The organism is Variovorax sp. YR750, from assembly GCF_900109805.1.
GTDB classification, from domain to species: Bacteria; Pseudomonadota; Gammaproteobacteria; order Burkholderiales; family Burkholderiaceae_C; genus Variovorax; species Variovorax gossypii.
Map to the genome: position 1 here is coordinate 223,491 of NZ_FOBJ01000004.1, position 19,197 is coordinate 242,687.

The 19,197-nt window shown below is 68.3% G+C and carries 19 protein-coding genes; 5 read left to right on the plus strand and 14 right to left on the minus strand.

The window, feature by feature from the left end; genetic code table 11:
- Positions 1-7 precede the first annotated feature (7 nt).
- Positions 8-886 carry an amidohydrolase family protein gene (locus BMY35_RS10170; RefSeq protein ID WP_093197741.1) on the minus strand — a complete coding sequence of 293 codons (879 nt, stop codon included), beginning with the start codon at positions 884-886 and terminating at the stop codon, positions 8-10.
- Positions 887-944: 58 nt separating this feature from the next.
- The gene (locus BMY35_RS10175) at positions 945-1,808 is read right to left on the minus strand and encodes an HpcH/HpaI aldolase family protein (protein ID WP_093197743.1); all 864 of its coding nucleotides are present in this window, start codon (positions 1,806-1,808) and stop codon (positions 945-947) included.
- Between the two features lie 74 nt (positions 1,809-1,882).
- On the opposite strand from BMY35_RS10175, the gene BMY35_RS10180 reads away from it, so the two are divergent.
- Entirely contained in the window at positions 1,883-2,806 is a 924-nt protein-coding gene (locus BMY35_RS10180; RefSeq protein WP_093197746.1) for a LysR substrate-binding domain-containing protein, read from the plus strand.
- Between the two features lie 31 nt (positions 2,807-2,837).
- Here BMY35_RS10180 and BMY35_RS10185 read toward each other — a convergent pair whose 3' ends face one another.
- The 3 genes from BMY35_RS10185 to BMY35_RS10195 form a co-directional block, all read right to left on the minus strand.
- Positions 2,838-3,371, minus strand: a complete 534-nt coding sequence (locus BMY35_RS10185; RefSeq protein ID WP_093197748.1) for a putative immunity protein — start codon at positions 3,369-3,371, stop codon at positions 2,838-2,840.
- 91 nt (positions 3,372-3,462) lie between these two features.
- Positions 3,463-4,536 carry an L-idonate 5-dehydrogenase gene (locus BMY35_RS10190; RefSeq protein WP_093197751.1) on the minus strand — a complete coding sequence of 358 codons (1,074 nt, stop codon included), beginning with the start codon at positions 4,534-4,536 and terminating at the stop codon, positions 3,463-3,465.
- A 15-nt stretch (positions 4,537-4,551) separates the two neighbouring features.
- Positions 4,552-5,508 (minus strand): 2-hydroxyacid dehydrogenase, encoded by a 957-nt coding sequence (locus BMY35_RS10195; RefSeq protein ID WP_093197753.1) that lies wholly within the window; start codon positions 5,506-5,508, stop codon positions 4,552-4,554.
- Between the two features lie 161 nt (positions 5,509-5,669).
- Here BMY35_RS10195 and BMY35_RS10200 point away from each other — a divergent pair, with 161 nt between their 5' ends.
- The 3 genes from BMY35_RS10200 to BMY35_RS10210 are packed head-to-tail and all read left to right on the plus strand — an operon-like array spanning position 5,670 to position 7,379.
- A complete protein-coding gene (locus BMY35_RS10200; RefSeq protein WP_093197757.1) occupies positions 5,670-6,431 on the plus strand; it encodes a glucose 1-dehydrogenase in 762 nt (253 codons plus the stop codon).
- Positions 6,432-6,435: 4 nt separating this feature from the next.
- A complete protein-coding gene (locus tag BMY35_RS10205; protein WP_256228292.1) occupies positions 6,436-6,996 on the plus strand; it encodes a gluconokinase in 561 nt (186 codons plus the stop codon).
- A gap of 44 nt (positions 6,997-7,040) precedes the next feature.
- The gene (locus tag BMY35_RS10210) at positions 7,041-7,379 is read left to right on the plus strand and encodes an antibiotic biosynthesis monooxygenase family protein (protein WP_093197761.1); all 339 of its coding nucleotides are present in this window, start codon (positions 7,041-7,043) and stop codon (positions 7,377-7,379) included.
- On the opposite strand, the gene BMY35_RS10215 is transcribed toward BMY35_RS10210, so the two are convergent.
- Positions 7,345-9,279, minus strand: coding sequence for a glycoside hydrolase family 15 protein (locus tag BMY35_RS10215; RefSeq protein ID WP_093198449.1), 1,935 nt, complete (start codon positions 9,277-9,279; stop codon positions 7,345-7,347). The two genes, BMY35_RS10210 and BMY35_RS10215, sit on opposite strands and share 35 nt — an antisense overlap.
- Before the next feature lie 288 nt (positions 9,280-9,567).
- Here BMY35_RS10215 and BMY35_RS10220 point away from each other — a divergent pair, with 288 nt between their 5' ends.
- On the plus strand, positions 9,568-10,224 hold the full coding sequence (locus BMY35_RS10220) for a hypothetical protein (RefSeq protein WP_143080669.1): 657 nt from the start codon (positions 9,568-9,570) through the stop codon (positions 10,222-10,224).
- Here BMY35_RS10220 and BMY35_RS10225 read toward each other — a convergent pair.
- From BMY35_RS10225 to BMY35_RS10260, 8 genes are all read right to left on the minus strand, one after another.
- The gene (locus BMY35_RS10225) at positions 10,214-11,161 is read right to left on the minus strand and encodes a PhzF family phenazine biosynthesis protein (RefSeq protein ID WP_093197766.1); all 948 of its coding nucleotides are present in this window, start codon (positions 11,159-11,161) and stop codon (positions 10,214-10,216) included. The genes BMY35_RS10220 and BMY35_RS10225 overlap by 11 nt on opposite strands.
- A 13-nt stretch (positions 11,162-11,174) precedes the next feature.
- Positions 11,175-12,170: a Bug family tripartite tricarboxylate transporter substrate binding protein gene (locus BMY35_RS10230; protein ID WP_371287146.1), complete on the minus strand. Its 996-nt coding sequence runs from the start codon at positions 12,168-12,170 to the stop codon at positions 11,175-11,177.
- A gap of 129 nt (positions 12,171-12,299) precedes the next feature.
- Entirely contained in the window at positions 12,300-13,073 is a 774-nt protein-coding gene (locus BMY35_RS10235; protein ID WP_093197771.1) for a helix-turn-helix transcriptional regulator, read from the minus strand.
- A 148-nt stretch (positions 13,074-13,221) separates the two neighbouring features.
- Positions 13,222-13,992 carry a class II aldolase/adducin family protein gene (locus BMY35_RS10240; RefSeq protein WP_093197774.1) on the minus strand — a complete coding sequence of 257 codons (771 nt, stop codon included), beginning with the start codon at positions 13,990-13,992 and terminating at the stop codon, positions 13,222-13,224.
- The gene (locus tag BMY35_RS10245) at positions 13,989-15,695 is read right to left on the minus strand and encodes an ABC transporter ATP-binding protein (RefSeq protein WP_093197776.1); all 1,707 of its coding nucleotides are present in this window, start codon (positions 15,693-15,695) and stop codon (positions 13,989-13,991) included. The genes BMY35_RS10240 and BMY35_RS10245 overlap by 4 nt, the downstream gene beginning before the upstream one ends.
- Before the next feature lie 4 nt (positions 15,696-15,699).
- Positions 15,700-16,590 (minus strand): ABC transporter permease, encoded by an 891-nt coding sequence (locus BMY35_RS10250; RefSeq protein WP_218152982.1) that lies wholly within the window; start codon positions 16,588-16,590, stop codon positions 15,700-15,702.
- 22 nt (positions 16,591-16,612) lie between these two features.
- Entirely contained in the window at positions 16,613-17,554 is a 942-nt protein-coding gene (locus tag BMY35_RS10255) for an ABC transporter permease (RefSeq protein WP_093197778.1), read from the minus strand.
- A gap of 39 nt (positions 17,555-17,593) precedes the next feature.
- Positions 17,594-19,171: an ABC transporter substrate-binding protein gene (locus BMY35_RS10260; protein ID WP_093197780.1), complete on the minus strand. Its 1,578-nt coding sequence runs from the start codon at positions 19,169-19,171 to the stop codon at positions 17,594-17,596.
- Positions 19,172-19,197 lie beyond the last annotated feature (26 nt).

A 19,197-nucleotide genomic window follows, 5' to 3' on the forward strand; every position in this document is an offset into this window, starting at 1 on the left:
TTCCGTTTCAGAAGCCGAACAGCCGAGCGGGGTTGTCGGCAAGCACCTTGCGGCGCGCGACCGGGTCCGGGATCCAGTCGCCCAGCAGGTTCAGCAGTTCGCCGGTGTCGCGCCCGCCTTCCGGGATGTGCGGCCAGTCGCTGCCCCAGATCACGCGGTCGGGCACGGTCTCGACGATCGCCTGCGCGAGGGGCTTCAGCCGCGCGTAGTTGCCGTCCTTCGCGAGGCGGTACGGCCCCGAGAGCTTGAACCAGCCGCGCCCGTCGGCCACGGCTCGCAGCAGGCGGTCGAAGTCGGCGCGCGTGAGGCCGTCGCTCTCCAGCATGTAGCCCATGTGGTCGATCACGAAGTCCGACTCGAGGTCGGGCAGCACCGGGATGAGGTCGCGCACGACCCAGCCCGGCGTATAGAACTGCACATGCCAGCCCAACGGCCGGATGCGGCGGATGCTGCGCTCGATGTAGGCATGCAGTTGCGAAGTGGGCAGCTTCTGGCGCAGGAACAGGTCGAGCCTGAGCGCGCGCACGCGGCGTGCATGCATCTCGCGCAGGGTCTCGTCGGACACGTCGTCTTCCACCATCGCGACGCCGCGCGCACGGTCTCCCGCCGCGTCGAGCGCATCGAGCATGCAGCGGTTGTCGGTGCCGTAGAAGCTGGGCTGGACGATCGCGAAGCGTTCGACGCCGAGCACCTCGAGCGCGCTGTGCAGCTGCGCGAGGTTGCCGTCGGGCAGCGTGTAGTGCGGGTGATCGACGCGGGGATAGTGCTCGGCGGGTCCGAAGACGTGCACATGCGCATCGCAGGCGCCGGCGGGAACCTCGAAGGCCGGGCGGGTCAGGGTCTGCGCGTCGCGCATCGGCTTGGAGGTCAGGATCTCGTGGTTCATGTTCGGAACGAAGGCGGGAGAAGGAGAAAACGAAGAAGTCGGGGAAGGAGGCGTCCGCTCAGGCAGCCTGTGGCTCGGACGTCCGCACGGCAACCGCCGCGTGGCCCGCCAGCGCGCCGCGCACGCGCTCCTGCATCGAAGCAAGGAGCACATCGGTGTCGATCCCCGTCATGAGGAAAGGCGCGGCGCCGCGCGCCAGCAGCTCGGCGTTCAGCGCGGCATCGGCGATGCCGCCGATCGACAGCGGCTTGCCGGCGCGCGTGCAGGCCGCGAGCGCGTCGTTCAGCGCCTGCTGCACCAGCGGATGGCGGTAGTCACCGGGCACGCCGAGTTCCGCGCTCAGGTCGTTGGTGCCGATGCTCACCAGGTCCACGCCCGGCACCCGTGCGATGGCCTCCGCGTTGCGAATGCCGAGCGGACTCTCGATCAGCACGTTGACGACCACCGTGTCGTTGGCGAGCCGGTAGGTCTCGGCCGCCGGAAGCCGGCGATAGCCGAACTGCGGCAGCGCCGCGATGGCTGACCGGTGGCCGTGCGGCGGAAAGCGGCAGGCGGCCGCCAGGTCGGCGGCCTGCTCCGCCGTTTCGACGCGCGGGAAGATGAGGCCGGACGCGCCCGCGTCGAGCAGCCGGCCGATGGCGCCGTACTCGCGCTCCGGCACGCGCACCAGCGCCATCAGGCCGAGGTCGTGCGCGGCGGCGCAGATCGCGCCCGCCGCGTCCAGCGAAATGGTGCTGTGCTCCAGGTCGACCCAGATCGCGTGGTGCCCGCTGGCCTTGGCCAGCCGGGCGATGTCGGGCGTGCGCGAGATGCGGATGCCGAAGGCCGTCATCGGCTCTCCGCGAGCCAGCCCCATCATCAGCGGGTGCCCCTGGAAAGGCCGGGTTGCAGGGTGCTCCTGCGGCTTGTCTCTGCTTGTCATGAGGGCATCGTAGGCAAGCTGTCTTATATTTGGAAATACCGTTTGTCTTCGGTTTTCAATACTCTTTGAATATCATGGAACTGCGCCATCTCCGCTACTTCGTCGCGGTCGCCGAGGAGCTCAACTTCACGCGCGCCGCGCAGCGCCTGCACATCGCGCAGCCGCCGCTGAGCATCCAGATCCAGGCGCTGGAGGAAGAGCTCAAGGTGCGGCTGCTGGAGCGCGACAAGCGGCGCGTGTTCCTCACGCAGGCGGGCCGGCATTTCCTGGAACGCGCGCGCGGCATCCTGCGCGACGTGGAGGCGGCCAAGGGCGAGGCGCAGAGCGCGGCCTCGGGCGAGGTCGGCAGCATCGCGCTGGGCTACACGGCGTCGTCGATGCTCTCGCCCGCGCTGCCGGCGGCCATTCTTCGCTTCCGGCGCGAGCACGCCCGGGTGATCCTGACGCTGAAGGAAATGACATCGCTCGACCAGCTCGACGCGGTGCACGGGCGCGGCCTCGACGTCGCCGTGCTGCGCCGGCCGAACGTGGAGATCCCTACCGGCATCGTGGTCGAGGAGTGGTACCAGTCGCCGCTGCTGGCCATCGTGCCGCGCGAGCACAGGCTCGCCGGCAAGCCGCTGCGCATCGCGGACCTGCGCGACGAGCCGCTGGTGATGTATCCGCGCAATGCCGGCATCGGCCTCTACTGGAAGGTGCAGGACCTGTGCGCCAAGGCCGGCTTCAGGCCGCGCATGGTGCAGGAAGCGCGCGAGGCATCGACCATCGCCGGGCTGGTCGCGGCCGGCGTGGGCATCGCGCTGGTGCCGGGCGACACCCGCTGCATCCAGCCGGACGGGGTGGTCTACCAGACGGTGCTCGACAAGGAGGCGGTGTCGAGCCTCTATCTCGCGCATCGTCGGGACGACCCGAATCCGTACGTGGCCCTGATCCTCAAGGAGCTTCGTGCGGCACTGAAGCGCAGGACGGCGCGAAGCGCGAAACGGCAGGTCGACTAGTTCCGCCCTTCCACCCGCAAAGGGCGGACCGTCAGCTGCGCAGGGCCGCGTCGATCCGATGGAACAGCGCGCTCGACGCTCCTTTACCGGGCGCCCGTGCCGGCAGGCGCCGCACCACCTCGCGGACCGCGGGCGACGCGTGATCGATCGCCCACCGGATCTCCGCTTCGCGGGTGCCGGCCTCGTCGGCGGCACCGCGCGAGATCGCCTGCACGCTGTAGGCCGCGGGGCCGATGATGTGATTCACCTGGTGCGCAGTCTCAAGCGGATGGGTGTAGGCCGACCCGGCGGCCGTGGATGCCGACCGCGCGGCGGCGGCCGCGGCCTCGTCGCCCACTTCGCGCGCAGCCGCCAGGGCGGCCCAGGCGAGCTTGCGCAGGTTCGCGGTCCGCACGCCGCTGCCGGCGAAGGCGCGCGCGGCCGCGATGGCCTCGCGCGGGCGGCTGTCGCCCGGCGCCCTTGCCTCGAACACCGGCAACGCCCGCTCCGCGCAATCGGCCGCCCAGAGGGCGACATGGCGCAGGTCTTCGTTGTTCAGCAGGGGGCGGACAGGCACTTGATCCATGGCTCGGCGTATTCGCTCCCGGCCGACTGTAGCCGGACCATGAGCGCCGCCTGCCAACCCGCGCCTGCGGCTCGGGTGCTTCGTCCTGCCCTCAGGCCGCGACGCTCTCCGCCCCCGCGTCCGCGAAATCGATCAGCACCTTCATCGCCTTCTGCCGGTCGCTCGCCAGCTCGAAGGCCTGGCGCGCCTGCAGCATCGGGAAGGTGTGCGACACGACCGGGGAAAGATCGACGCGCCCTTCGTTGATGAGCTTCACCGCCAGCGCGAACTCGGCATGGAAGCGGAACGAGCCGCAGATGCTGAGCTCCTTCGCCACCACCATGTTCTGCGGAATGCTCACGTCGCCGCCCAGCCCCAGCTGCACGACCACGCCGCGCGGGCGCATCACTTCCAGGCCGTCGCGCAGAGCGCGCTCGTTGCCGGAGCATTCGAGCATCACGTCGAAGGTGCCCTTGTCGGCCGAATGACGCGACACCCAGGCCTTGTCCTTCGCGACGTTGATGACGTCGTCGGCGCCCATGGCACGCGCGATGGCCAGAGGCTCGTCGACCACGTCGGTGGCCGTGATGCTGGCCGCGCCATGCGCGCGCGCCGCCGCGATGGCGAGCACGCCGATGGGCCCGCAGCCCGACACCAGCACCCGCTTGCCCAGCAGCGGGCCAGCGCGCGACACGCCGTGCAGCCCCACCGAGAACGGCTCCGCCAGCGCGGCGAGACGCAGCGGCACGTGGTCGGCCACCTTCACGCACTGCGTGGCCTCGCACAGCAGCATGTTGCGGAAGGCCCCCTGCACGTGCGGCGTGCGCATCGCGCTGCCGTAGAAGCGCATGTCGAGGCACTGGTTGGGCAGGCCCTCGAGGCAGAACTTGCAGGCGCCGCAGGGGCGGCTCGGGTTGACGGCCACCTTGTCGCCGATGCGAACGTTCTCCACGCCGGGCGCCACGGCCACCACGGTGCCGGCCACCTCGTGGCCCAGCACCATCGGCTCCTTGATGCGCACGGTGCCGAAGCCGCCGTTGTGGAAGTAATGCAGGTCGGAGCCGCAGATGCCGCCCATTCCGACCTTCACCAGCACCTGGCCGGGGCCGATCTCGCCGGCGTCCTGTTCGTCAAGGCGCAGGTCGTCGGGGGCGTGGATCACGAGGCACATGCAACGCAGGCGCATGGTTTTCTTCCTTTTTCAGGCAACGGGAGTGATCAGGGGCAGGCCCGCGAAGTGGGCCTCCAGGTTGCGGCGCACCAGCTCGCCCATGGCGCGGCGCGTCTGCTCGGTGCCGCTGCCATGGTGCGGGGTCAGCACCACGTTGTCGAGCGCGGCGAAGCGCGGGTCGATGCCCGGCTCGTTGAGGAACACGTCGAGCGCCGCGCCGGCGATCTCGCGCGCCTCCAGCGCCTGCAGCAGCGCGCCTTCGTCGACCGTGGTGCCGCGCGACACGTTCACGAGCCAGCCCTTGGGGCCCAGCGCGCGCAGCACCTCGGCGTTCACGATGCCGCGCGTGGCTTCGCCGCCGGGCAGGATGACGATGAGCACGTCGCACCAGTCGGCCATCGCGCTCAGGCTGGCGAAGTGACGGTGCGGGCTGTCGGCCTTCGGCGTGCGGCTGAAGTAGCCCAGCTCCACGTCGAAGCCCGAGAGCCGCCGCGCGATGGTGCCGCCGATGCGGCCGAAGCCCGCGATGCCGACGCGCTGGCCGAAGACGCGCGTGGCCAGCGGCAAGGCCCCCTTGGCCCATGCACCGCTTCGCACGAAGGCGTCGCCCGCCGGAATGCGGCGCTGCACCGCGAGCATGAGGCCCACGGCAAGGTCGGCCACGTCGCCGTTGAGCACGTCGGGCGTGTTGGTCACGCGGATGCCGCGCGCGCGGCAGGCGGCGAGGTCGATGGCGTCGGTGCCCACGCCGTAGCAGGAGACCAGCTCCAGCTTCGGCAGCGCGGCAATGAGCTCGGCGCTCGCGCCCAGCTCGCCGCGCGTGGCGATCGCACGGATCTCCTGCGCATGCGCGGCAATGAAGGCCTGCCGGTCGGGCGCCTCCCACAGGCGATGCAGGGTGTAGGACTCCCGCATCGGCGCCATGTCCCACTCGGGGTAGGCGCCCATCATCAGCACGTGCGGGGAAGCGGCGGCGGTAGCGGTCAAGCGGGTGTCTCCAGCGGATGGCAGCGGTTCTGGCTCAATCTGATACCGGTAACTTTAGTCGATACGTGAATGTAAAGCCAGCGAAGGTTTCACCCATTGACGAAATCAAAAGATACCGGTAACTTTCTTCGCCAGTCTCGCCCCTCATCCAGGAACTCCCCTTGAAACTGTTCGACCTCTCCGGGCGCACCGCCCTCGTCACCGGCTCCAGCAAGGGCATCGGCTTCGCGCTGGCCGGCGCGCTGGGCAATGCCGGCGCCCGCGTCGTGCTCAATGCGCGCGATGCCGCCGCGCTCACCGCGGCCCGCGACGCCCTGCGCGCCCGGGGCATCGCAGCCGAGGCCGCGGCCTTCGACGTCACCGACGCCGCCGCGGTGGAAGCCGGCGTGGCGGCCATCGAGGCCGACATCGGCCCCGTCGACATCCTCGTGAACAACGCCGGCATGCAGCATCGCGGGCCGTTCGCCGAGTTCCCGATCGACGCGTGGCACAAGATCACCACCACCAACATCGACAGCGTGTTCCTGGTCGGCCGCGCCGTCGCGCAGCGCATGATCGAGCGCAAGCGCGGCAAGATCATCAACGTGTGCTCGGTGCAGAGCGAGCTGGGTCGCCCGGGCATCGCGCCCTACGCCGCCACCAAGGGCGCCGTGAAGATGCTCACCAAGGGCATGGCGATCGACCTCGGCAAGCACGGCATCCAGGTCAACGGCCTCGGGCCGGGCTACTTCAAGACCGAGCTCACGCAGGCGCTGGTGGCCGACGAGGCCTTCACCGCGTGGCTCTCGGGCCGCACGCCCGCCGGCCGCTGGGGCGACGTGGAAGAACTGGGCGGCGCGGCCATCTTCCTGGCCTCCGACGCATCGAGCTTCGTCAACGGCCACATCCTGTACGTGGACGGCGGCATCACCGCGAGCCTCTAGCGCCGTGCCGCCGCTGCAGTTGCCGTCATTCCGCCTGCCCGTGGTGGTGATGGGCGTATCGGGCACCGGCAAGAGCAGCGTGGCGGCCGGACTCGCGCAGCTGCTGGGCATTCCGTGGATCGACGGCGACGACCTGCACGCGCCCGAGGCCGTGGCCCGCATGCGTGCCGGCCTGCCGCTGGCGGATGAAGACCGCTGGCCCTGGCTCGACCGCGTGGGCGCCAATCTTGCCGACCGCACGGCCGCGCCCCGTGGCGTGGTGGTGGCCTGCTCCGCACTGCGGCGCGCCTACCGCGACCGGCTGCGCGCCGCCTCGCCGGGCCTGCGCTTCGTGTTCCTCGACGGCCCTCCGGCGCTGGTGCGCCAGCGCATGGAACAGCGCACCGGCCACTACATGCCGGCCACCCTGCTCGACAGCCAGCTGGCGACGCTGGAACGACCGGACGCCGGCGAGCCCGACGTGCTGCACACCCCGATCGACATGCCCGTTGCGCTGATCGTCGCCGGCATCGGTGCGCAGCTTCTCAGACAGGCGGAAGAAGCCTCCGCGAAAGTCTCCGCCTGACGGCCACGCCGCACGGGCCCGAACCGGCAAGCAAGGAGAAACCGATGTTCATCCGCTGCGCATTCTTCAGGGGCCGGGTCAAGGCCGGCATGGAAGAGGCCTTCGACCGCCACGTGCACGAAAGGCTCGTGCCGCTGTGGACTCGCTTTCCCGGCGCGCTCGAGGTGCGCGTACTGCGCCAGGTCGAAAGCGACGTGAGCGACCCCGAGCTTGCGATGGTCTTGGCCATCCGCTGGGCGAGCCGCGAGGACATCGCCCGCGCGCTCGACTCGCCCGTGCGCTACGAAAGCCGCGAAGTCTCGAAGAAGCTGTTCGAGATGTTCGACGGCACGGTCTTCCACACGGTGTTCAGCGCCGGGGAGTTCGCGCTCTCGGCCTCTTGAGCGGAGCGCTCTTCTCGCTCTTCTTCACCGCTTTCTTCGCCGCCTTCTTCGACGACGCCTTGCCGTCCAGGTCCGCCAGCTCCCACACCCCGCCGGCCGCCGACACCAGTGCATGCGCGCTGTTGATCAGCCCGATGTGCGAGAAGGCCTGCGGAAAATTGCCGAGCTGCCTGCGCGCCACCGGGTCGTATTCCTCGGCGTAGAGCCCCAGGTCGTTGGCCAGCGCCAGCAGCCGCTTGAACAGCGCCCGCGCCTTGTGCAGCCTGCCCATGGCGACATACACGTTCGCCAGCCAGAAGCTGCATGCGAGGAAGGCGCCCTCCCCGCCGCCGAGCCCGTCCACGCCCTTCTCGGTGCGGTAGCGGTACACCAGCCCGTTGAAGATCAGCTCCTTCTCGATGCGCGCGATGGTGCCCTGCACGCGCGGGTCGTTGATCGGCAGGAAGCCGATCAGCGGCATCCACAGCAGCGCGGCGTCCACCGTGTCGGCGCCGTAGTACTGCATGAAGGAATTGGACGCGGCGTCGTAGCCGCGCGCGCAGACCTCGGCGTGGATCTCGTCGCGCACTTCCCGCCAGCGATCGACCGGGCCTTCGAGCCCGAACTCGGTGGCGCTCGCGATCACCCGGTCGAAGGCCAGCCAGCACATGACCTTGGAGTGCACGAAGTGGCGCGGCTCGCCGCGCACTTCCCACAGGCCGCAGTCGGGCTCCCGCCACAGATCCATCAGCTGCTTCGCGATGGCGCGCTCCAGCGGCCACAGCTTGTCCATGTCCGCCAGCCCGGCCTTGCGCGCCGCATGAAAGGCCGCGATGACGGAGCCGTAGACGTCGAGCTGCCGCTGCCCGTGCGCGCCGTTGCCGATGCGCACCGGGCGGCTGCCTTCGTAGCCGGGCAGCCAGCCGAGCTCGAGCTCGGTCAGCGAGCGTTCGCCGTGCAGGCCGTACATCACCTGCAGCTCCTCGGGCGAGCCGCCGACCGCGCGCATCAGCCACCAGCGCCAGGCGCTGGCCTCCTCCACGTAGCCCGAGCCGATCAGCGCGTAGAGCGTGAGCGCCGCGTCGCGCAGCCAGCAGAAGCGGTAGTCCCAGTTGCGCTCGCCGCCGGGCAGCTCGGGCAACGATGCACTGGGCGCGGCGACGATGCCGCCGGTGGGTTCGTAGGTGAGCGCCTTGAGCGTGAGCAGCGAGCGCATCACCGGCTCGCGAAACTCTCCGTGGTAGCCGCAGCGCTCGGTCCACGCGCTCCATTCGGCGACGGTGCGCGCCAGCAGCGCATTGGCGTCGCGCGTCACGGGCGGCTTGAGGTGCGAGGGAAACCAGTCGAGGCTGAAAGCGATGGACTGGCCCGCCGACACGGTGAAGTCGGCGAAGCTCGCGAAGTTCTCGTTGGTCAGCGGCACGCCGGAGCTGATGCGCACGGAGTCGGGCCCGGCCGTGGCGAACACCGCGCCGTCGCGCCGGTCCATCCACGGGCACCACTCGCCGTAGTTGAAGCGGATGCGGAACTCCGTGTGCATGGCGACCGTGCCGCGCACGCCCCGCACGATGCGCACCACCTCGTGCGTGCCGTCGAGCGCGGGGCGAGGCATGAAGTCGGTGACGACGGCCGTTCCGCCGGCCACGTGAATCGTCGTCTCCAGCACCACGGTGCCCGGCAGATAGCGCCGCGCGATGCGCGCCTTGCGGTCGGTCGCGCGCATCGACCAGTGGCCGTTGCGCTCGTCGCCGAGCAGGCTGGCGAACATCGCCGCGGAATCGAAGCGCGGCAGGCACAGCCACTCGATGTCGCCGCCGCGGTGCACCAGCGCCGCGCTGTGGGTCGATCCGATGAGCGCGTAGTCGCCGATGGGGCGGTCGCCGTGCAGCTTGACGGAAGGTTGCTTGGAGGTCTTTGGCAAGAGCCCGAGCTTTGCCGCCCGCGCGGGCACGGCGCGCCAGCGCAGGGCGCGCATCCCTGACGGACAACGCCTGCCCCGCTCGAAAGTGAGCAGCAACCGCGCGAAGCACGCACCTCTACTTGTTCCTGGGGATAGTCCTTCCACCATCGCGCTCCTACCATCACCTGAGCAAGAAATGACGGGGGTCTTTTGAAAGTGAAGCGGGACGCGGGACGGGCCCACACCCGGAACCCGAGGTGACGCGCCTCACCTCGTGCCTTCCCATTCCGGAATCAGCGAGCATCACACATGAACGGACACAACAATCTTTTCCGGGCCGACCCCATTGCATATGCAAGGCTTCGGGCAATCAACGGTGTTGTGTGGTTCATGCAGAACGCACAGGCGCAGCTGAATCCCGCCTTCATCATGCAGATGCAGGTACTCAACGTGGCCAGGGTGGGCTCGTTCGATCTGCAAGGTACCGCGCAAGCCCTTCAGGTCACCCTGAGGCCGGTGGGAAACGTCCTCCATCAGGATCAGCCGATCACAGCGTACTGGTGCCCTTTCATCCAGGGCAACGTGATGCCCGGATTTGTCGACGTACCCCGGCACAACCCGCAGTACAAGTACGTCTTCACCGCTGCCATGAACGGCTGCGCCCTTATGGTGACGAACTCGCCGCTCGGGGCGCACCTGATCAGGGTGTATCACCACCAGCACCCCGGGCAGGCCAACATCAATCAGATGATCCAGGCGCAAGGGCAAGTCGTAATCTCCTACATCGGCTTCGACGACTACGGCCACGCCAACCAGCATGTTCCGCTGCCGAACGCCTTCAACTTCCTCTACTACAGGAACGGCGCCTGGAAGTACGTTCTGCAACCCCAGCTGTTCGATCCGCTCACGAACAATGTGACGCTCAACGGCCTCATTCCCTCGCAGGTGCTCGATGCTACTTTCTGATCCGCGCGGCGACTGTGGCGTCGGAGCCCGCTAGATAGCGCGAACGATCCCACGCGACATCCCCGCTCAGCCAACACCCGGACATGGCTCCCGCTCCGTTGAAGCGCGGCCGAACGGCGATCGCCGATGGCCGTCCCATGGCTTGGCCCTGCCGCACGGTACAGGTAACCGGTGCGCCGGCCGAGCCCACCTGAATGGTGCCCTGGGCGGCCAGGTGCCCCCACAGCGCGGCTGCGGCGATTCCGGTCGCGGCGTCTTCCGGATAGCCGGAAGCCCGCGGGAATTGCCGCGCGGCCACCACAGGTTGCCCCGGCGCGGCCAGCTGGTCCAGCGCGTAGGGATACAGCCCGGTGGAGCCGATAGAGATGCACAGCGCCTCCATCGCGGCGAAGTCGGGCTGGAGCGCATGCAACGCAGCTACATCGGGAATGCGAATCAGGGTCTTGACCCGGCTGGTACTTGCATTGGTCATCGACGGCAAGGCCGTGCCGGTCAGCCCCAGCACCGCACCGACGCGCAGCGCATCCTCTGCTTTCAGCGCTGCCGCCTGCACGGCTGGCTGCGAGACCCAGACCCGCTGGCCGTCTTCGTCCCATTCGGCCTCGACGATGCCGCTCAAGGTTTCGACGCGCGCCGTATGTGTCGTCCACCAGCCCCATTGCCGCATGGCCCACAGCGTGCCGACCGTGGCGTGGCCGCACATCTCCATCTCGTGCTGAGGCACGAAGAAGCGAAAGCGCCAATCGACGTCGGACCGGGAAGGCTGCAGGACGAAGGCCGACTCATGTCCGGTGGCACGGGCAATGCCCAACATATCCTGCGCGGACAGCATGGATGCGTCAGCGACCAGCGGCACCGGGTTGCCACCGCCTGGGCCACCGATGAACACGTCGACCTGACGGAGTTCGCCCGCCGCTGGCGGTACTGCGGGTGACATGGATGCTCTCGTTTCAATCAATCTTCGCTCCCACGGCCTTGGCGATCTGGCCCCAGTAAGGGATGTCTGCTGCAACTGCGGCCTGCAATTCAGCCGGTGTGCCGGGACGGGCGTTGATGCCTCTGGTAGCGAGATCTGCGGACACCGCTCGGTCGGACAGCACCTTGTTCAGAGCCTGGTTGAAACGCTGCACCACGGGCGCCGGCGTACCCTTGGGAAAGGCCACGCCGTACCAGAGCGACTGCGTGAAGTTGGGGATGCCCTGCTGCGCGAAGGTCGGAACGCCGGCCAGCAGCGCGTTGGGGGCGGTCGTCGCCACGGCCACCAGCTTGCCACTTCGGATGTACGGAACCAGGCCGGCCGGGTTGTCCAGCATCAGCTGCACCTGGCCTCCCATGAGGTCGGTATAGGCAGGGGCTGCGCCGCGGTAGGGAACATGCACCAGTGGCACGCCGGCGACGGCCTTGAACTGCTCGCCCAGCAGGTGCGACACGGTGCCCGCCCCCACCGACGCGAAGCTGTACGCCTGGGGCTTTTGCTTGAGCGTGGCGACCAGGCTCTTAACGTCGGTGGCCTGCACGGAGGGGTGGACGGCCATCACGTAGGGCGAGGTGCCGACAAAGCCCGCGTAGACGAAGTCATGCGTCGGGTCGTAGGGCAGCTTTGGATAGACGCTTACGCTGACCGCATGGGTGCTGGCGGTGGCCAGCACGGCGGTATAGCCATCGGGGGCGGCCTTGACCACGTACGCCGAGCCAATGGTGCCGCCGGCCCCGGCGCGATTGTCGATGACAACGGGCTGGCCCAGTTCCTTCTGCAACTGGGGCTGGATACTGCGGATGGCGACATCCGTTCCTCCACCCGCCGGAAAGGGCACGACGATGGTGATGGGCCGGCTGGGCCAGTCCTGCGCCATGGCGGCCGCAGGCGCCAAGGAGGCCGCCATCGCGGCAGTCGCGACGACAGCCAGCGCGCGCTGGCGTGCGTGGGGAGGTAAGTGTTTTGGCACAAGAGTTCCAAGTGGCATGACGATGGCTTCATGCTAGGAACCGCGGCTTGCGCATGCGAACCCAAAGGCGACATGCCGGCAACCCATTCGCGACAGACTGTGCCGGCCACCAATGGCCACCGCAGTCAGTCAGGCCGGCACGCCCCGCAGCAGCCGGTTCAGGTGCCCGCTGTGGGTGAAGCCCAGATGCGAGCTGATGGTGGCCGGCACCATGCCTTGGGCGATCAACTCACGGGCCTTGGCGGCCAGCAGCAGCCGGCGTATCGCGACTGGGCTGTTGCCCAGTTCCGTCGCGCAGGAGCGCTGCAACTGGCGCACGGACACACCGAGCTCGGCGGCCACCGCTTCCACCGAAGGCATGGTGGTTTCCAGGTCGAGGGCGCGCGCGTAGCACTTGAGCATGCGCTGCGACACCGACTCCGACCGGTCCATGCGCCCCGGATGCAGCCACTGCCAGGGCCGGCGCGCGGCCAGTTGGGCCATGAGTGCATGCACCAGGGGTTCAGCGCCGTCGGGCGCCAGCGTGGCGGCCGCCAGCGCGTCCAGCATGGCCACGGCAGCGGCATCCAACCGGAACACGCCGAAGCGGCTGTGCCGGCCTAGCAGCTCCGGACGCAGGTACAACTCGCCGTGGCGTTGCCGCTGCGCCGGCGAGCGCGTGCTGTGCGCGGCCGATACGGGCAGCAGCAAGGCCGTGTGGCGCACCAGCTGCAGCGCCTGCGGATCGGTACCGGGTTCGGCCAACCAGCGGCTGTCGAGCGCACCGAACTGGGGCCACAGCAACATCGCGCAGTCGTGCATGTGCCAGTCGAAGTGGTAGTTGGGCTGACTGCTCTGACGCAGGAAGTAGCCTTGCTCTGCAGTGACGGCCAGCTTCGACGAGAGAGGAATGGAAATGGCCATGACGTTCCTTGATGACGCCGGGCAAGCGATTTTCGCGCCACATTGCGCCCTGCTGCTGTGCCAGGCGACCTGGCATAGCGCAGCGCTGCCGCAGCAACGCCGAAGCCTACTCCGCCGTCATTGATCCGTCTACGCGGCGCGAGTGCGCCTAGTCTGCGTAGGACTCTCCGAGCCTGTTCAGCATGCGCATCAGGGCCGGCCAGTCGTGCAGCTCGCTTCCATCAGGCTCGGAGAATTGCCGGGCGACCTTGGCGGCTATCGCCTCGCTGCATTCGCGCACCTCGGCGCCGCCGGCTAGCGCGGCGACTTGGGCTTGGCAGGCGCGCTCCAGGTAGAACATCAGGTCGAAGGCTTCGCGCACCGTGGCGCCGGCCGTCAGCAGGCCATGGTTGCGCAGGACCATGGCCTTGTTCGTCGGGCCGAGGTCGCGCACCAGACGCGGCTGTTCATCAGCGTCCAGCGCGACACCCTCGTAGTCATGGTACGAGAGCGCACCGTGAAAACGCATCGCGTGCTGCGAGAGCATGCGCAGGCCCTGCGTCTGAGCCGCCACGCCGATGCCTGCCGCCGTATGGGTGTGGATCACGCAGTGCAGGTCGGCCCGGGCGCGGTGGATGCAGCTGTGGATCACGAAGCCAGCTGGGTTGCAACCCAGGCCGGTGGCGTCCAGCAGCGAGCGCCCCTCATGGTCGACCTTGACCAGGTTGGACGCGCTGATCTCGTCGAACATCAGGCCGTACGGGTTGATCAGGAACTCACCCGCTGTGCCCGGCACGCGCGCCGACACATGGGTGTAGATCAGGTCGGTCATGCGGTAGTGCGCCAGCAGGCGGTAGCAGCCCGCCAGGCACACGCGCTGCGCCCATTCCGCCTCGCTGACGGTGTCCCGCACTTCTGGATAGGTGTAGCGCTTGCTCATACGGCGGATGGGCTCGTGGCTTCGGCCTGGGCTATGAACGTCGCGGCGGCGCCATGCGGGCCGGCTTGGCCGGGGATGGCCGCGACCAGCTCGCGCGCATAGTCACTGGCCGGGCGCAGGAACACGTCCTGCGCCCGGCCGATCTCGATCAGTTTGCCGCGCTGCATCACGGCGATGCGGTGGCACAAGCGGGCCGCCACGCGCAGGTCGTGCGTGATAAAGACCATGCTCACGCCCAGCCGATCGCGGATCGATTCCAGCAGGTCCAGGATTTGCGCCTGTACCGACACGTCGAGCGCGGAGACGGCCTCGTCGGCGATCAGGATCTCGGGCTCCATCATCAGCGCGCGCGCGATCGACAGGCGCTGCCGCTGGCCGCCCGAGAACTCGTGCGGAAAGCGGTCCAGCGAGCCCGGGTCCATGCTGACCAGCTCCAGCATCTTGAGCATCCGGCCACGCACCTCGGCCGCGTCCGCGCCGAAGTTCATTGGCCCCTCGGCCAAGGTGCAGCCCACCGTGCGGCGCGGATTGAAGGAGCGGAACGGGTCCTGGAACACCATCTGGACGCGCTTGCAATAGCCCCGCGCAGTAGCGCCGATGAGGTCGCATACGGACGTACCGTCGATCAAGATGTCGCCCGCCGTGGGCACGGCGAAGCGTGCCAGGCAGCGGCCCAGCGTGGTCTTGCCCGAACCCGATTCGCCGACGATGCCCAACGTCTCGCCGCGTGCCAGTTGCAGCGACACCTCGTTCAGCGCATCGACGTGGCGGCGCTTGGACTTGAACATCGACTTGGTCTCAAAGCGCATGCCCAATCCGCGCACCTCGAGCACCGGCGCGGCGGCTGTCTCGGGGGCGACGGCACGGAAGTCGCCGCGCGGACGCGCGTCCAACAGCTGCCGTGTGTAGGGATGGCGGGGATGCTGCAGCACCTCGGCTGCCGTGCCCTGCTCGACGATGCGACCCGACTGCATGACCACCACCCGGTCCGCGATCTCGGCCACGACATCGAAGTCGTGCGTGATGAACAGTACGCCATTGTCATGGCGCCCGCGCAGCTCGTTGAGCAGTCGCAGCACCTGGGCCTGCGAGGTCACGTCCAGTGCCGTGGTGGGTTCGTCGGCGATGATGAGGCCGGGTTCCATGGCCAGGGCCATGGCGATCATCACGCGCTGGCGCTGGCCGCCGGAGAGCTGGTGCGGGTAGGCGTGCTGGAGCGTCTCCGGCGCGGGCAGACGCACGTCGCCCAGCAGGGCCAGCACGCGTTGGCGCACGGCCTCGCGGGCCAGCTGTTTGGCGTGGAACTCGAACACCTCGGCGATCTGGTCGCCCACGCGCATGAGCGGGTTCAGCGCCGTCATCGGCTCCTGGAAGATCATCGCCATGCGGTCACCGCGCAGCTTCTGCAACGTGTCGAGGCCCGCATGTGTGATGTCGCGCCCGGCCAGCAGGATCTGGCCGCTTTCCAGCGTCAGCACGCCCTTGGGCAGCAGCCCCATGATGGCGCTGGACGTGACCGACTTGCCGGATCCCGATTCGCCCACGATGCAGACGATCTCGCGTGCGGCCACGGTGAGCGAGATGTTGTCCACGGCATAGCGGCGGTCGCCGCCGCCGGGAAGGCGCACCTTCAGATTGCGGATGTCGAGGATGGGGCCGGCAGCGGCCGGTGCGGTGGAGAGAGAGCGGAGGGTCGCATCCATGGCGTCATGCCTTTTTCGTGCGGGAGAAGCGGGGGTCGAGCCGGTCGCGCAGCGCGTCGCCGAACATGTTGACGGCGAGAATCAAGAGCGCGAGGAAAACGCCCGGGTACAGCACGATCCAGGGCGCGCGCTGGAAGAACGGCCGCCCCTCCGCGATGATGGTGCCCAGGCTCGGGATCTCTGGTGGGAATCCCAGGCCCAGGAAGCCGAGAACAGCCTCCGTCAGGATGGCGGCCGCGCAGACGAAGGTCGCCTGCACCACCAGCGGGTTGATGGTGCTCGGCATGATGTGGCGCCAGAGCACCTTCAATGTCGGCGTACCGGAGCCGATCGAGGCCTCCACATACGGCGCCTCACGCACGGACAGCACCACGCCACGCACCAGGCGCGCGACACGCGGGATCTCCGGGATCGCGATGGCCACCACCATGGTCAGGATGTTGGCGCCGCCCAGCGAGACCATGGCCACGGCCAGCAGCAGTCCGGGGATGGCCATGATGCCGTCCATCATGCGCATGATGGGGGCGTCCAGCTTGCGCGCATAGCCGGCGGCCAGGCCGATGGCCAGGCCGGCCAGCACCGAGATCAGGCTGACGAACACCGCCAGCGTGATCGACAGGCGCCCGCCGTAGAGCACGCGGGCCAGCAGGTCGCGGCCCAGCGAGTCCGTGCCCAGCCAGTAGACCGTGGACGAGCCCTGCAGCCGCGCGCGCGGCGTCAACGCGCCGGGGTCGTGCTGGGCTAGCAGCGGCGCACCGACCGACATGAAGACCAGCAGCAGCAACAGCAGCAGCGAGCACAGCATCACAGGATCCTGGACCAGGGCGGTGGCGCCCTGCCGCAGCCGCGAGGGCGGCACGGCGAGCGCGAGTGTGGAAGAGGGAGACGATGACATGGCGTGGCTCCAAGCGAGCGCGTCAGTAACGGATCCGTGGATCGAGGACGACGTAGGCCATGTCGATCAACAGGTTCACGAAGACATAGATGAACGAGAAGAACAGGATCGTTCCCTGCACGACCGGGTAGTCGCGCGCCAGCACGGCGTCGACAATCAAGCGGCCAACGCCTGCGATGTTGAAGATGGTCTCGGTCACGACCACGCCACTGATCAGCGTGGTGAGCGCCACGCCGACGATGGTGACGATCGGAATGGCCGCATTGCGCAACGCATGGCGAAACAGCACGAAGCGCTCCGTCGCGCCCTTGGCGCGGGCGGTGCGCACGAAGTCTTCACCCAGCACGTCGAGCAGGCTGGCTCGCGTGATGCGCGTGATCAGCGCCACGAAGACCATGGACAGCGTGAGCGTGGGCAGCACCATGTGCGCGGCATGTGCCGCCAGGCCGTCTGCCAGCGGGGCGTAACCCTGCACCGGCAGCCAGTTCAGCTGCACCGAGAACACCAGGATGAGCAGGTAGCCCACCACGAACACCGGCACCGAGAAGCCGAGCACCGCCACCGCCATGATGCCGCGGTCGGCCAGGCTGCGGTGTCGCCAGGCGGCCAACACGCCGAGCGGAATGGCCAGGGCGATGGTCAGTGCGATGGCCCACGCAGCCAGGGCAAACGTGGGACCTAGTCGCGCCTTGATCAACTCGCCCACCGGTGTCTTCGACTGGATGGAGTGACCGAGGTCGCCCTGGACCAGCGAGCCCATCCAACGCAGGTACTGCGTGACGACGGACTGGTCCAGCCCCATCTCGGCGCGGATCTGGGCGATGGACTCCTCGTTCGCCATGTCGCCGGCGATGACACGTGCCGGGTCGCCCGGCGCCAGCCGCAGCAGCAGGAACACTACCGTGGACACGATGAGCATCACCGGGATGGCCGCCAGCAGCCGTTTGAGTACAAGTTCGAGCATGGTGTGCGTGCCCTAGTCGGTTGTGCGCGGCCCGGGCGCTTACTTCTTGGCGGACCAGAACAGGGGCACCAGCGCGTCCGTCATGCCCTCCAGTTTGGCCGGGTTGTAGGCCTTGAACTTGGAGTAGCTGCCTAGCGGAACGAACAGCACTTGATCGTAGTTCAGCTTCTGGATCGCGATGGCGATCTGCTTTTTCTTGGTCACGTCGCTTTCCTCGGCGAACTGGCCGCGCAGCTTCTCCATCTCGTCGCTCTTGGCCCAGCCGACGTAGCCGGCCTCGCCACGCCCGTCCAGGTTCGGGTTGGTCAGCGGGCTCATCAGGTCCAGGCTGGCAAAGCCGGTCTGGAAGATGCTCCAGCCTCCTTGCGCGACCGGGTCCTTCTTCGAGTAACGGGACAGCAACGTGGCCCAGTCCATCGACTGGATCTCCACGTTCATGCCGATCTGTTTCAGCGCTTGCGCCGTGACCGATGCCAGGCTGGACAAGGTGGCCAGGTCGGTCGGGTGCATGATCACGACCTTGGCACCGTCGTAGCCGCTCTCCTTCAGCAGTGCCTTGGCACGGGCGAGGTCGGGCTTCTTCGTCTGTGTCGCGCCTTCCTCGGACGCATACGGCGACGCACAGGACAGCACGGCCCCGCACAATTGGTACAGCTTGGCATCGCCAATCTGCGCGTCCAGGTAGTCGGCCTGATATACCGCTGCCAGCGCCGCGCGGCGCACCTTCACGTTGTTGAACGGCGGCTGCAACCAATTCATGCGCATAGTGAACATGTTGGTGCTCTTGCCGTAGGGCTTGAGCGCGACCCCCTTGGCTCCTTCGAGCTGCGGCATCAGGTCCGGCGGCACGTCCTCGACGAAGTCCACTTCGCCGTTGCGCAGCGCGTTGATGGCGGTCTGCGCGTCGGAGATGTTGATCAGCTCGATGCGGTCGGCGATGGCGATCTTGCCGCCCGCGAAGGCGCTGGACGGCTCCGCCCGCGGCAGGTAGTCGGCGAACTTCACGTACGAGGCCTTCACCCCTGGCTGGAAGTTGGCGGCGACGAAGCGGTAGGGCCCAGTGCCGACCACCTCGGTGATCGCCTGCGAGACCGGGGTCAAGGCGATGCGCTTGGGCATGATGAAGGGCGCCGGCAGGTTGGGCTTGGCCAGCGCCTCGAACAGCAGGCCGAACGGCTGCTTGAGCTGGATCACGACGGTGGCGGCGTCGGGGCTTTCCAGCTTCGCGGTGACGGCCATCAGCCGCTGGCCCACGGCGTCGCGGTCGGACCAGCGCTTGAGCGAGGCCACCACGTCCTCGCCGGTCACGGGCGTGCCGTCGTGGAACTTGAGGCCCTTGCGCAAGGTCAGCGTGTAGCTGAGTTTGTCGGGCGATTCTTTCCAGCTCTCCACCAGCGCTGGCTGTGCCTTGCCCGAAGCATCCAGCGCGAACAGGGTCTCGTACACCAGATAGGCGTGGTTGCGCGTGACGTACGCGTTGGTGAAAACGGGGTCGAGCACGCGCAAGGGTGCCTGGAAGACGACCTTGGCCGTCGTCTGCGCGTGCACGACGGCCCACGGTGCCAGCGCACTGGCGGCGATGACGGTGGCGGCCAACGGGGTCATCAAGTTTCTCATGGCGGTTCCTTCTGGTTGAAAAGGGT

Coding starts and splice junctions, on each gene's coding strand:
- BMY35_RS10170 (WP_093197741.1), bottom strand. CDS start 886: ATGAACCACGAGATCCTGACCTCCAAGCCGATGCGCGACGCGCAGACC.
- BMY35_RS10245 (WP_093197776.1), bottom strand. CDS start 15,695: ATGGATGCGACCCTCCGCTCTCTCTCCACCGCACCGGCCGCTGCCGGC.
- BMY35_RS10180 (WP_093197746.1), top strand. CDS start 1,883: ATGGAACTGCGCCATCTCCGCTACTTCGTCGCGGTCGCCGAGGAGCTC.
- BMY35_RS10250 (WP_218152982.1), bottom strand. CDS start 16,590: ATGTCATCGTCTCCCTCTTCCACACTCGCGCTCGCCGTGCCGCCCTCG.
- BMY35_RS10255 (WP_093197778.1), bottom strand. CDS start 17,554: ATGCTCGAACTTGTACTCAAACGGCTGCTGGCGGCCATCCCGGTGATG.
- BMY35_RS10220 (WP_143080669.1), top strand. CDS start 9,568: ATGAACGGACACAACAATCTTTTCCGGGCCGACCCCATTGCATATGCA.
- BMY35_RS10260 (WP_093197780.1), bottom strand. CDS start 19,171: ATGAGAAACTTGATGACCCCGTTGGCCGCCACCGTCATCGCCGCCAGT.
- BMY35_RS10235 (WP_093197771.1), bottom strand. CDS start 13,073: ATGGCCATTTCCATTCCTCTCTCGTCGAAGCTGGCCGTCACTGCAGAG.
- BMY35_RS10240 (WP_093197774.1), bottom strand. CDS start 13,992: ATGAGCAAGCGCTACACCTATCCAGAAGTGCGGGACACCGTCAGCGAG.
- BMY35_RS10185 (WP_093197748.1), bottom strand. CDS start 3,371: ATGGATCAAGTGCCTGTCCGCCCCCTGCTGAACAACGAAGACCTGCGC.
- BMY35_RS10210 (WP_093197761.1), top strand. CDS start 7,041: ATGTTCATCCGCTGCGCATTCTTCAGGGGCCGGGTCAAGGCCGGCATG.
- BMY35_RS10190 (WP_093197751.1), bottom strand. CDS start 4,536: ATGCGCCTGCGTTGCATGTGCCTCGTGATCCACGCCCCCGACGACCTG.
- BMY35_RS10175 (WP_093197743.1), bottom strand. CDS start 1,808: ATGACAAGCAGAGACAAGCCGCAGGAGCACCCTGCAACCCGGCCTTTC.
- BMY35_RS10225 (WP_093197766.1), bottom strand. CDS start 11,161: ATGTCACCCGCAGTACCGCCAGCGGCGGGCGAACTCCGTCAGGTCGAC.